This window comes from Allobosea sp. 47.2.35 (assembly GCF_024655635.1).
Lineage (GTDB): Bacteria > Pseudomonadota > Alphaproteobacteria > Rhizobiales > Beijerinckiaceae > Allobosea.
Map to the genome: position 1 here is coordinate 1 of NZ_JANLGI010000042.1, position 11,204 is coordinate 11,204.

11 protein-coding genes and 1 pseudogene are annotated in these 11,204 nt (G+C 63.6%); 4 read left to right on the forward strand and 8 right to left on the reverse strand.

All coding sequences use genetic code 11. The features are described from left to right. Nucleotides 1-452: 452 nt before the first annotated feature. From NUV79_RS24755 to NUV79_RS24790, 8 genes are all read right to left on the reverse strand, one after another. Nucleotides 453-2,024 (reverse strand): DUF1254 domain-containing protein, encoded by a 1,572-nt coding sequence (locus NUV79_RS24755; RefSeq protein WP_257735739.1) that lies wholly within the window; start codon nt 2,022-2,024, stop codon nt 453-455. A 333-nt stretch (nt 2,025-2,357) separates the two neighbouring features. Then, nucleotides 2,358-2,870: a hypothetical protein gene (locus NUV79_RS24760; protein WP_257735740.1), complete on the reverse strand. Its 513-nt coding sequence runs from the start codon at nt 2,868-2,870 to the stop codon at nt 2,358-2,360. A 101-nt stretch (nt 2,871-2,971) separates the two neighbouring features. Further along, nucleotides 2,972-4,087 carry an alpha/beta hydrolase gene (locus NUV79_RS24765; RefSeq protein ID WP_257735741.1) on the reverse strand — a complete coding sequence of 372 codons (1,116 nt, stop codon included), beginning with the start codon at nt 4,085-4,087 and terminating at the stop codon, nt 2,972-2,974. Between the two features lie 111 nt (nt 4,088-4,198). Beyond that, on the reverse strand, nt 4,199-4,465 hold the full coding sequence (locus tag NUV79_RS24770; RefSeq protein WP_257735742.1) for a hypothetical protein: 267 nt from the start codon (nt 4,463-4,465) through the stop codon (nt 4,199-4,201). A 109-nt stretch (nt 4,466-4,574) separates the two neighbouring features. Beyond that, nucleotides 4,575-4,931 carry an HdeA/HdeB family chaperone gene (locus NUV79_RS24775; RefSeq protein ID WP_257735743.1) on the reverse strand — a complete coding sequence of 119 codons (357 nt, stop codon included), beginning with the start codon at nt 4,929-4,931 and terminating at the stop codon, nt 4,575-4,577. Between the two features lie 81 nt (nt 4,932-5,012). Next, nucleotides 5,013-6,443, reverse strand: coding sequence for a DUF1254 domain-containing protein (locus NUV79_RS24780; protein WP_257735744.1), 1,431 nt, complete (start codon nt 6,441-6,443; stop codon nt 5,013-5,015). A gap of 71 nt (nt 6,444-6,514) precedes the next feature. Further along, complete coding sequence (locus tag NUV79_RS24785) at nt 6,515-7,396, reverse strand: hypothetical protein (RefSeq protein WP_257735745.1); 882 nt, start codon at nt 7,394-7,396, stop codon at nt 6,515-6,517. A gap of 251 nt (nt 7,397-7,647) precedes the next feature. Beyond that, nucleotides 7,648-8,028 carry a helix-turn-helix transcriptional regulator gene (locus tag NUV79_RS24790; RefSeq protein ID WP_257735746.1) on the reverse strand — a complete coding sequence of 127 codons (381 nt, stop codon included), beginning with the start codon at nt 8,026-8,028 and terminating at the stop codon, nt 7,648-7,650. 187 nt (nt 8,029-8,215) lie between these two features. Here NUV79_RS24790 and NUV79_RS24795 point away from each other — a divergent pair, with 187 nt between their 5' ends. The 4 genes and pseudogenes from NUV79_RS24795 to NUV79_RS24810 all read left to right on the forward strand — a co-directional run. Then, nucleotides 8,216-9,283, forward strand: a complete 1,068-nt coding sequence (locus NUV79_RS24795; protein ID WP_257735747.1) for an AraC family transcriptional regulator — start codon at nt 8,216-8,218, stop codon at nt 9,281-9,283. A 51-nt stretch (nt 9,284-9,334) separates the two neighbouring features. Further along, nucleotides 9,335-9,970, forward strand: a complete 636-nt coding sequence (locus NUV79_RS24800) for a hypothetical protein (protein ID WP_257735748.1) — start codon at nt 9,335-9,337, stop codon at nt 9,968-9,970. A 35-nt stretch (nt 9,971-10,005) separates the two neighbouring features. Continuing rightward, nucleotides 10,006-10,470 carry a hypothetical protein gene (locus NUV79_RS24805; protein ID WP_257735749.1) on the forward strand — a complete coding sequence of 155 codons (465 nt, stop codon included), beginning with the start codon at nt 10,006-10,008 and terminating at the stop codon, nt 10,468-10,470. After that, nucleotides 10,463-11,164 (forward strand): annotated as a pseudogene (locus NUV79_RS24810) (HlyD family secretion protein); the annotation flags it as partial. The gene NUV79_RS24805 and the pseudogene NUV79_RS24810, both read left to right, overlap by 8 nt. Between the last annotated feature and the right edge of the window lie 40 nt (nt 11,165-11,204).

Here is an 11,204-nt window from a genome sequence, read left to right on the forward strand (position 1 = left end):
CCCTCAGCCCGGTCCAAACCCGCTCGCACGGGCCAGCATCCGAAACCCTTCACAGAAGCTGACAAAAGCGTTCGGCCGGAAAGCGGACCTACTGCGGCATCGCACATGCCTAGTGCTCGATCTGTAATCCCGTGGGACCGTGTCTCAAGGCAAAGCTCGTCATCAAGCCTACGCTTTCGGGACGAAGGTAAACTCGCCGCGCCGTCGAAACATTGGACGGGCAGCCTGTACGTCGTTCGTGTGAAGGTAGTGCCACGCGATCGTCATGGCAGCCATACTCTTACAACGGTCATCTCCGAAAACGAGCCTACCTCGGCACCAGCTCGACGCCGGAGCCGGGTATCCCGGGCACGACGCGCCGAAGGACCAGGCTTCAAAGCTGCGGACAGCGAGCCCGCTTCTGACGCCAGACCCGCACCAGGCGTCTATTCATCAGCCCGAACAGGAGCCCGTCACTTGATTGGCTCGAACTCGCCAGGCCGCCAGCTCTTGTCGAACCAGGGTTCGAGCGGCCCATAGAGCCGAAGAATCGTATACCATCCCTTGCCGGCGACGGTTTGGATCCAGTTGGCTTCCTTGCCTTCCGGAGCCTTCGGGCCGAAATAGAGATCGATCGAGCCATCGGCATTCGCGATGAGCTTGTCCCGCTTGTTGTTCTTGCTCGGGAAGGTCTGCCCGGTCTGGAGCTCCGAGCGGGTCTGCGGATCGTAGACCACCACGGACCAGAAATCCTTGGCGGGCGGATTGGCGGGAATGCGAAGCTTGTATGTCTTCTCGCCGTCCAGATAGTCGCCGTTCCGGTCCGTAGCGGCATAGGCGTATTGGGAGCCGGCCCCGATCATCTGCTCGACCATGGCGGGTGTGTTGACCGTCGCCTGGTAGAAGAACAGGGTCCGCGCGTCGAGGTAACGCCCGCCCTTTCCGCCGTCGCGAAGCCACTGATAGCTTCCGCCGACAAAGGCCGCCCCCCAGGCGCTGTTGGGATAGAGATGGAAACCGTCGAGGCGCGGGCGGAAGATCATCGCGCGGGCAGTTGCGTTGCCGACGGCGACGGCCTCGGTCAGCAGCTTCTTCATCCGGGCGTCCGGGGCGAAGGGCTTGCCCTTTTCAATGCCGATAGAAGCGAACAGCCCCAGCAACTCGGGATCGAGCATCGAAGTCGGTTCACGATCGATGACGGTATGGAGCTCCTTGTAGAACTCGAAATTATTGGCGTGAATCGTGTTCCAGGACTTCCGCGACCCGCTGATGAACTCCATTTTCGGCGGATTGGCACGCTTGCTGAGCGGATAGATTTTCAACCCGTTCTTGAAGGAGGCCACGGCCGCGTCGGGCTTTCCATCGACCAGGAAGCCGCGCAGGATCAACCAGTTCACGTAGCTGGTCGATTTCGAGACGAAGTACTTTTCGCCTTCGACCTCGGCCTCCATGCCGCCGACGGGCGGATTCAGATCTCCCTTATAGTCGGGCGGGAGGATCAGATACTTGCCTCCTCGGCCGCGATCAGGCCCCGGAGCGCCCATATCGGTCACGAAGCGGAAATAGGCGTCATTGACCGTGCCGGGACCGGACCTGGCGGGAATCTCGACGACCGTCGGCCCGTCCGTCCCCAGGTGAAGAAAAGCGCTGCCATAGACGGTATCGGTATTGCCGGTGAGGAACAGCGGCGCCGAATCCATCAACTGGTCGAGAAGGATCACCTTGTTCGACGTGTCCGCGCCCAGATCGAGATGGCCGAGACGCAAGCCCTCGATCGATGTGGCGGGGACGCCGTTGAGGAACGTCTCGACGCCACGCAGGACGTCGAGATTGTCATAGAGCCGCTCGACCGTTGCCTTGTCCGGCATGCCGTCGAAGAATTTCATGGTGCCGAAGCGGGTCTCCACCGCATCCGGCGTCATGATCTTTTCGGGGATCTTGTGATTGTAGCCTGGCGTTTTCTCTTCGCCAGCCGCCGCCAGCGTCGTCGCAAGCAACCCGGCAACGGCCAGCGCGGCAGGCCGGAACATTCCAGACAGCATCATGGTCTTTCTCTCAGATGTTCTGGCAGCCATTCATCACCTGGACAGCAAAAAGGAGAGGACCGAAGAACAGGGTGGTTCCCGGCGAAAACGGCAGGCTCGGCCCCGGTCACATGCGCCCCATCGCCCAGGTGCAGCGAACCGGAAACCATGCCGGCACATGAAACCGAGCACACTTCATCGAGGCTAGCTGCGTCGCCTCCGCCGGTCTTGCCATTTCGCGCCAAACCCGCGCGTGGGTCACCTCTCGAAGCGCAACGGTGCGGCAGGTCGCAACCGGCCGATCGACCGGGGTTTCGCCTGTCGGATCGCCGCGGTCATCGCCGCCCGGCTGCCCTAGTCATCCCCCGCGGACGATTGCAGCCTTGCTCCGAGCCGGTCCAGCTCCAAGGCGTAGCAATACAGGCAGAAGAGCGCTGCCAGCATGATCGCGGTCCGCGCCAGCAGCGGCACGCCCGTCTGGAACGAAATCAGTTCAGGGGCATGCCGCAGAAAGAACAGGCTGAACATCGCGCCACCGAAGATGAAGCTGAGGCGGCTTGCAAACCCCAGGCAATGCCCGAGGAAGACCTGTTGCCAGTCTGGGAGCTCGATCCTTGAAAACCGATACCAATAGGCGGCCTGTGACACTGCCATGGCGGCGATGAGCGCGATCAGAGCTGCCGCCGGAATCCGGTGCAGCACTCCGACCTCATCAGCCACGATTCGGAAGGCGCCCTGGATCGCAGCAATGATCGCAGAGGCTGCGATCGTCTGGATCAGCAATAATGCCAGATACATTCCGGCCGGTCGGGATGCCTCGCGGCCATGTCCCGCACCGGACGCCGACGGGTGGTCCCTCTCGCTCATTCAGCGCCTCATTTCCAGACAGCCCTGTCTACAGGGGCCAGTCAACGCACGCTCGTCTCGGATGCTTCCGGCCACTTGAACGGCGGCAGATTCTGCGCGGATCAATGACCGGCAACGGCGCGCAGCGGAGCCGAGATGATCGTGATCGGCAGCTTGACCAGAGCTTCGAGCGAGTTCCGGGCGATCTCGTCCGTGCCGACCGAGGAGCGCTGGGCCGCCACGCCGCGTTCCAACACCTGATGGAGTTGCGGGGCAAGGACGGCCAGCTGTGCGAACTTCCCGTGATTGCTGGAATCCAGCGCCTTCACATCCGTCATGTCGATGACGAGCGCGCCCAGTTCCGCCAGCTCCGCGGCATCAGCGTCGGCGCCGAGCCGGGTCTGCCCTCCCGCCAGGAAATTCGACAGGCCGAGCGCCTTGTCGTCCTTCGACAGCACGATGATGAAGGGCTTCTTCGGCTTGCCGAAGCGACGCATCTGCGCCTTGAACACGTCGATATCGATGTCCGGCGCCGCGAGGATCAACTGCCCGACCTTGGATGATTGCGGCAGGCCGCCGGCGATCTTGATCTGGCGCAAGGCCTCGACGGTTACCCAGTTCCCCATCGAATGGGCCAGGATGTTGACCTCGTCGGCATCGCTCGCGAAGACCAGCCGGATCGTCCGCTCGAGGTCGTCGCGCGCGGCCGTCGCGCTGTTGGTGTCGTAGACATATTGCGCGAGCTGCCCGCGCGAGGCCCAGGTGAAGAGGACGGGAACCGCAGGCATCTTCGCGTCGTGGACGATCTGGGCGAAGCGGTAGAGCCCCTCCGCGAACATGGTGTTGTAGCCGTGGACGAAGAGGAAGACGCGCCGCTGCCCCTTGGGCCGGGACGCCAGTTGCGCGTTCAGCGCCTGCACGAAGGCCTTGTCCCCGTCGAGATAGCTCGCCTGCCGCGCGACGAAGCTGGTTCCGGGATTGCCGGGTGCCGTCGAGGCCCACTCGATCTGGCCGGCCTCGTGATTGGGAGGAACCGAAACCGCGATCCTGGCGAAATCGAGCCGCTCTGCCCGCTCGCCATTGAACAAGGTCCCTGGCCGCTCATCCCGCTTGCGTGTCGTGGCGACGAGGATCGTGTGGGTTGCGGCACCGAGATACGCCACGGTGACCGGTGCGAGGAAACCTGTCTCGGGCCGCGCCCCACAGGCCGCGAGAGCGAGCGCTGCGGCGAACGACATGCCGAGCCCGAAGCGCTTGGCGGTGCTACAGCGTTTCCGCAACGCGCCCATTGCAGGCGCAACTCTCGAAGCCCTCATCGGCCAGCCCCCATTTCAGGATCCGCCGATGCGTCAGCGGCAGACCCTCCGGCCGTTCACGATAGCACAGCGAACCGGCACCGGCCGCACGACTACAGCACCCGCCGGCCTGACGACGACGGCGCCAGCAGGCCTGACCACGACTGCCCTTGGAACGGGTCGTCGTGCAACGACGGCCCCGTAGGGACCGGCGCATCCTGCCCGCACGACGCCGCGCGCGCAAACGACCGCATTCGCTTCGACCGGGATGGTGATCAATGCCAGTCCGAGCATGCCGGATGCCAGGATCAGGGACTTCATGGGCGTTTCTCCTGCTGCTGTTGATTATGCAGCCACCGTTGCGGCTGAGGAATGGGCCATCCCCGCCTCCGGAATCGGTGGCGTCGAGGATATCGCTTCCGCGTTGAGCCTACGGCTTCATCTTGATCCCGAGCTTGGCGCGCATGTCCTTGAACACGACGGCGATCGCCTCGATGACCTTCTTGTCCTGGTTGGCCTTGCAGTACTGGATGACCTCGTGCTCGGCCTCCTTCGCTCGCTTGACCTGGAGGAGATGCTTCTTGGCGAGGCCATTGTACCAGCCGCTATACCAGCTGGTCAGCATGTCGGCGTCTTCCTGGAAGGTGCCGGCGAGCTGGGCGCAGGTCAGCTTCTGGACGTCGATGTAGCCCTTGTCGTCGGCATAGGCGCTCAACGGGGTCTGAGCGCTCGCGGCTTGCAGCAACAGCAAGCTCAGGGCCGATGCGGCGAGGGCCTGGCGGATCATGATGTCGTCTCCATTTCTCGAATTCTGCGAACAAGCCGAAGGCGGCGCCTGCCTTCCCAAGAGAATGCAGGCGCCGAACCGTCAGGTGAGTTTCCGGGCCGCGGGAATCGTCCAGCTGCCGGTGATGATCGACGGGTCGGTCTCGCTCGGCCAGTACATCCGAAGCATCAGGATGAAATCGCCGGCGGGCGCGGGAAGCCAGTTCGACTCCTTGTCCTTTCCGGGCGAATCCTTCTGGATGTAAAGGTCCGTCGAGCCGTCCGGATTGGTCTGCAGATGTTGCCTCGCGCTGATGGAGTATCGATTCAGCGGGTTGTTCACGAAGAAGTACTTGTCGTCATACATCGTCAGCGACCAGAACCCGTCGGCCGGCGGCAGGTGCCCCTTGGGGAAGCGCATGACGTACTTGTTCGCTCCATTGTATTTGTGCCCCTCGGCATCCGCCTTCGAGGTCGGGTAGACCGCATCCTGCGGGCGGTTGGCGCCGAGCCCGATCGCCGTGATCAGCGCCCGCATCAGGTAGTCCGTGCCGTAGATGCCGGTCTTCGTGGTGAACGCCCAGCCGTTCTGATGCGTGATCGCCTTGTTGATCTTGAACTGGAGCATGATCCTGTCGAAGGCGATGTCCGGAATGCGCTTGACGAAATCCGCCTTGAGCTTGCTCGCGTCGAACGACTGGCCGGGGACGATGCCGATGCTGGCAAATCTCGCGAGCTGAGCGGCGTCCGCTTCGGAAGGCGGGTTCGTCTTCATCAGCTCGCACAGCAAGGTGAAATAGGCCACCGCGTCCATGCGGTTGACCTGGTCACGGACCGCGGTCTTCATGTCGATCGCCGGGTCGGCCTTGCCGGCCGGCGGCGTGTAGGGCTTGCCATAGGCGCTCAACGGCACGAGCTTGAACTCGTCCTGGAGCTTGTGCACGGCGGCATAGTCCTCCGGTGTGCCGGTGCAGTAGATGCGGCCGAGCAGCCAGACGATGTTGGTGGACGATTTGTATTCCTTCACGCCCTCCGGCAGCGTGCCCTTCCAGCCGGGGCCGGTGATCGCATAGGTCTGCGCGCCGGTGCCGGTGGTACGCTTGCCCGGAACCTGGAACACCGTGGTCCAGCCGTCGAGCATCGGCAGCAGGAAATAGCGCCCCTTCATGTCCGGGACGCTCAGGACCCAGGGTTCCTTGCCGACATCGAAGAAGGCGGTCGTGTAGAGCGTGTCGGCGTTCGGTGCCGTGACATCCTTGAACGAGGCGTCGGGATAGTTGCGCAGCTTGATGATTTGGCCCATCGGCGCCCGGGTGCCGACGGGCTCGGCGACATTGGTCATGATCCGACGGGTCATCTCCATCGTCACCAGCGGATAGCCGAAGATGTAGGCGTCGGTCGCGAGCCAGAACTCCTCGAGACCTTCGCCGAGGCCGAGAAACGCCCCCTGCTCGGCGAGCGCCGACTTGCTCATCGCCGTGCTGGCGAGCAAGCTCATGCCGCCCAATGCGGCGGAGCGACGGGTGATCTTCATTTGTCAGCCTCCTCAATAGTATCGAGAGTGAAACACCGGCCTGAAGGCATCTTCCGCAGTGACGCCGCGGATCAGAAGCGCGCCGTCAGGCCCAGGACCGGCCCATGCGTCAGCATGTCGTACTCGTAATGCGACCTGCCGCGGCCTTTGGAGAAGTCGACATAGAGCGCCCGGTAGCCGAGCATGCCGCTCCAGGCGACGCTCTGGGTGCGGGCGAACTCCCAGTTGACGTAACCCATGGCTTGCCAGGAAAATTTGCTGCCGGCGCCGAAGCCGCCGACATCGCCGCGCAGCACCAGATCCGCCTGTGGCGTGAACCGGTGGCGCAGGCGCAGGCCGATCAGCGGATCGAGCCATGTTACGTCGCCGGAAGCTGCAAGAGCACGGCCCCGGGCGAAGGTGAGGTCGCCGATCGTAAGGCCTGCGGCCAGCCCGAGCTCTGCCTCGGCCTTCTGCCACCAGAAGCGCCCGCCGCCATAGAGATCGATCGCCGTTTCAGAGGCGCCCGCGCCCTGCCAGCGCACGAGTTCGTAACCCACGGCAGCTTCGGCGATGACCATCTCGAACTGGACCGTCGCGAAGGCGGCCAGTCCCCCGCCGACGAGGGGATGGACGCTGCGGGGACGGGCCGCGCCGCCATCCGCCCCGAGCTTCATGTAGGTCAGATCGGTCATCACGGCGAAGCGGCCGTTTCGGGCTTCGAAAGCGCCCATCAGGCCGAAGAGCTGCGCCGGGATCTTTCTGTCCAGGATGTCGCCGATACCGGCATTGATATCGGTCGTCCGGCCCTTGACCGTCGTCGACCCGTTGATCGCCGGCAGCCAGGCATAGGGCATAGCGACATAAGTCCAGCTCGGAACCTGTGGCAGCGGCGTTGCTGCGCGCGGCGGCAGGTCGGCTGCGAAGGACGTTGTCCCGATGCAGATCGCAGCGACGGCAAGGGAGCAGCGCATTCCATGCGCGCTTGGCCTCTTCTCCGCCTCTCGGCGAAGATTCGAAAGGCTAGTGCCGGGCGAACTCGCAATGATCGTGCAAGCCGTCCAAATGCGTTCCGACGCCCAAGCGCGCGCGCTCTTCATCATGCCCCCACAGCACAGCCTGGTCGATCAGCGTCGGCAGCGACATCCAGACGACGGAGGCTCTCGCTGTACTTTTCGCGCCAGTTCGCAAGACGTGTCTTGCCATTTCGCGCCAAGGCGGCCGTTTAGTGAGGGCTGCCGGCGCTCGCTTGTCCGTCGCGAGGTACAGCGGCGCGGCCGCGCTGCCGCCGATAGGTGGCAGGTTGAATCTTCATCAGGCGCATGAAGGTGCGGCTGAAGCTGCTGGGGCCGGCATAGCCGAGGCGCATGGCGATCTGCGATATGCGCTCGCTGGACTGGGTCAGAAGGCGACAGGCCGTGTCGAGGCGCACCTGCGCGACCAGCTCGCTGTAGCTCGTGCCCATTTCGGCAAGATGTCGCTGCAGCGAACGAGCACTCACGCGCAGCTGCCTTGCGGTTTCCTGAAGAGATGCGCCATCGTGTTGCAGTGACGCCGCGATCACGGTTTGCACTGCCTCTCGGGAGGGCATGTCAATGAGCTTCATCGCCTAATCGCAGCAATAGGGAGCTTTGGACCCCGTTCGAACGGCGACGCCATTCAAGAGCTGAAAACGGCCGCCGTCTGGCCATCAGACGCCAGAATCGAATCGGGGCCCCCATCGTTTGGGTTGCAGAACACAGCGCCTGCACCGTACGTGATCGAAAGCCTGCGGCCTCTGTAGCGTTAGTGACGTGGCGCTCCCGGAGGATGCCGAGGTCGGAACGACAGTCCATTTCCACAGCCGGGGGGCAAGCATTGTGGGCGCAATTCCTCTAACCCGTTGCCAATTCCTCATTCCCTTCACCGTGATTCATGACGAGGCCGGAGCCGCGACGGCGCCGCTTCTGGCCAAGTTCCGGCTCCCGACCTCCCTAGAGGAAAAGGCCAACGACTTCGTACCGCTGCTGCGGGCCGTCGACTTCGCGGAGGCCGTTCAGAGGTCGCAGGGAATCCCGGATATCGGATTTCAGGCATCGCGGCAGCTGCAGTTCTGTCACCTCAGCGACAAGCTCCGGGCCGTGATCGGCTGCGCTCCGACGCTGCTCATCGCGCTGAAACAGACCTGCAAATGGGCGAGCCTCGAAGACAATGTTCTGAGCATGTGGCTCGAGCGCTCGGATGACCATGTGAAGATATGCAGCCTCCTCCTCGGCACGGCCGGCATCGCGCATCTCGAGCACTCGCAGTGGCTCCAAAACATCTTTCCCATTCATATCGTCCGTCAGTTCGCCGGGCCAAACTGGGTGCCGGCGACGATAGCATTCGAGGCGCGGTACGCACCGAGCCCGCAGACCCAGTCCTCCTGGCCGACTACCCGCTTCCTGTCGGGTCAGCGGGCGTCCTGGATCGAAGTGCCGATTTCGCTCCTGAGCCTTCCCAATCTGAAGAGCCATCTGCCGGGTTCACCGCCCGTCTACCAAGCTGAGCCATCCAGCGCCGACTTGATCGGCGCGCTCAGATTGATGCTGCCCTCCTATCTTGACGAAGGAGCGCCGACTGTCGCGGACATTGCCGAAATGGCCGGCATCAGCGTCAGGAGCCTTCAGCGGAAGCTCACGGACGCCGGGCTGTCCTATTCCGATCTTCTCGGTGCAGCCCGGTTCGACAAGGCCGCGCGGCTCCTGCGCGGAACAGATGCCAAGATCATCGAGGTCGCGTTCGCCTGCGGCTACGCGGACCCGGCACATTTCACGCGCGCCTTCCGCCGGATCTCGGGGGTTACGCCACGGCATTTCAGAAGCCAGTTGCAGTTGCGATAGAGCCTGTTCATCGACGCGGCTTGAATCAGGTTTCTGTTGGTTTGGCGCGAAATGGCAATTCTTCGTGCGGATCACCCGATAGAACAGCACCAGGCGATTGACGACCGCATATCGACCGGGGCACGCGATGCCCCGCATGCGAAGCCAGATTTGAAGGCGAGTGCGAATGGCATCGAGCACATGCCAGCGCAGGGCCATATGGGGGGAAGCCGAGTGAAGCAGCGGAACAAGTCGCAGATGGCCGTAGTGGTCGGGATGCTGGTTCTCTTTCTGGGCCTTACGCTTGAGCATAGCGTCGCTCATGCCCAATCCCGCCCCTCCGGCGCGCCGAGCGCTACTCTTCGCATCAGGCAGCTCCAGGTTGCTTTCATCGGCTCCGGAGCCATCGGCGGCGGGACGCTCCGCTTCCGCGGCGGCAGCTACGACCTCACCGTCGGTGGCCTCGGCTTTGGCGGCATCGGAGCGTCGCGGCTCACGGCGACCGGATCGGTTTATGGGCTGAGCCGGGTCGAGGATATCGCAGGCGCCTATGTCCAGATCCGCGAGGGTTGGGCGATCGGCGCCCAAGGTCGCGGCACGCTTTGGCTGCGCAACGCCAAGGGCGTGACGATGCGTCTCGCGACGCAAAGAAAAGGCTTGCAGCTTTCATTGGGCGCCGATGGCGTCCTGATCGGCTTCAAGCAGTAGACCCGTTCCAGTCCTCCAGGTCAGAAAGCGATGCCATGAACGCCGCGGTGAATCCGGCAGCGCCCGGCCACCTGCCGAGCTTTATTACGCAGCCGGGCGGGGCCGACTACCTGATGGTCGTCGTCGCCATCATCTTGGTCGGCGCGGTCCTGGGCGTCGGGCTGCTCTTCCTGCGCCTTCACACACTGCCCGAACGGATGGCCCACAAGGCGCACAAGCTGCAGTTCGAGATCGTCGCCGTTCTCGGGCTGCTCGCTCTCTTCACGCATATCCACCTGTTCTGGGTCGCCGGTCTGCTGCTCGCGCTGATCGATCTTCCAGATTTTTCAGGAACGTTCAGCCGGATGGCGGGCTCGCTGGAGAAGATCGCCGGCATCAGGCCTAACCAGGGTGGGCAGGCGGCGGAGCTCGCCACGGCGGGGCCGAGAGAGGAGGCGCCAGCCGCTCCGGACGGCGCCACCCGCCCCGTCACGAGCAGCGAAGAGACCAACCATGCTTGAACTCCTCGTCTGTGCGCTCTTCACCATCCTTCCCGACTATCTCTATCGCCGCTACGGCCAGGGCAAACGCTTCGGCCGCGAGATCACGCTCTTTTCGGTCTGGTTCGAGCTGCGCTGGGGCATCGTCACCTGCGTGATGCTGACGGTCGGCCTGATCACCGTGATCTTCTACAATCATCCCTCGACGACCAGTGCCGCGGCCTTCTTCCGGACGGTTCCGATCGTGCCGGAGATCAATGGCCGTGTCGCGAAGGTCCATGTCGGCTTCAGCCAAGCCGTCACCAAGGGCACGCCGATCTTCACGCTCGATAGCAGCACCCAGGAAGCGGCCGCGGAGACGGCTCGCCGCAAGATTGCCGAGGTCGACGCCGCGCTGGTGGTCGCAAAGGCCGATATTCTGGCCAATGAAGGCAAGATTCAGGAGGCGAGAAGCGCGCTGCAGCAGGCGCAGGACGAACTGCAGACGAAGCTTGAGCTGAGGCGCCGTAACGACGCTGTCGTCGCAGCTCGCGAGATCGAGAGATTGGAGAACCTCGTTGCCGGACGGGAGGCGGCCGTCCAGGCGGCGACCGCCGGCAAGGATGCCGCCCAGGCGAGGATCACCGCGCAGCTTCCCGCCGAGCGCGCCAGTGCCGCCGCCGCGCTCGCCCAGGCCGAGGTCGAACTGCAGAAGACAGTGGTGTGTTTCGGCGTGCAAGTTTGACCCCGTGAGGCGGGGGATCGGCGTCCAACTT

Coding starts and splice junctions, on each gene's coding strand:
- NUV79_RS24755 (WP_257735739.1), bottom strand. CDS start 2,024: ATGATGCTGTCTGGAATGTTCCGGCCTGCCGCGCTGGCCGTTGCCGGG.
- NUV79_RS24760 (WP_257735740.1), bottom strand. CDS start 2,870: ATGAGCGAGAGGGACCACCCGTCGGCGTCCGGTGCGGGACATGGCCGC.
- NUV79_RS24765 (WP_257735741.1), bottom strand. CDS start 4,087: ATGTCGTTCGCCGCAGCGCTCGCTCTCGCGGCCTGTGGGGCGCGGCCC.
- NUV79_RS24770 (WP_257735742.1), bottom strand. CDS start 4,465: ATGAAGTCCCTGATCCTGGCATCCGGCATGCTCGGACTGGCATTGATC.
- NUV79_RS24775 (WP_257735743.1), bottom strand. CDS start 4,931: ATGATCCGCCAGGCCCTCGCCGCATCGGCCCTGAGCTTGCTGTTGCTG.
- NUV79_RS24780 (WP_257735744.1), bottom strand. CDS start 6,443: ATGAAGATCACCCGTCGCTCCGCCGCATTGGGCGGCATGAGCTTGCTC.
- NUV79_RS24785 (WP_257735745.1), bottom strand. CDS start 7,396: ATGCGCTGCTCCCTTGCCGTCGCTGCGATCTGCATCGGGACAACGTCC.
- NUV79_RS24790 (WP_257735746.1), bottom strand. CDS start 8,028: ATGAAGCTCATTGACATGCCCTCCCGAGAGGCAGTGCAAACCGTGATC.
- NUV79_RS24800 (WP_257735748.1), top strand. CDS start 9,335: ATGGCAATTCTTCGTGCGGATCACCCGATAGAACAGCACCAGGCGATT.
- NUV79_RS24805 (WP_257735749.1), top strand. CDS start 10,006: ATGAACGCCGCGGTGAATCCGGCAGCGCCCGGCCACCTGCCGAGCTTT.